Here is a 226-nt window from a genome sequence, read left to right as displayed (position 1 = left end):
CGACCGCTTCGTGGGTCATGAACGCCTGCAGCATCGACGGTACGAAGTGCAGGGTGCTGATGCCATGGTGGTTGATGGTGTCGACCAGCAGTTGCGGGTCGCGGTGCGCCCCTGGCTGGGCCACCACCAAGCGCGCGCCGGTCATCAACGGCCAGAAGAATTCCCACACCGACACGTCGAAGCTGAACGGGGTTTTCTGCAGCACGCTGTCGCTGGCGTCCAGGCC

General features: G+C 64.6%; 1 protein-coding gene. It reads right to left on the bottom strand.

From position 1 onward, the window contains the following. On the bottom strand, window positions 1-226 hold a 226-nt coding region (locus tag SB756_RS36545; RefSeq protein WP_410914151.1), incomplete at both ends, for an AMP-binding protein.

This window comes from Pseudomonas sp. SIMBA_068 (genome assembly GCF_046534705.1).
Classification (GTDB): domain Bacteria; phylum Pseudomonadota; class Gammaproteobacteria; order Pseudomonadales; family Pseudomonadaceae; genus Aquipseudomonas; species Aquipseudomonas putida.
This window is presented reverse-complemented; position numbering and strand designations above follow the sequence as displayed.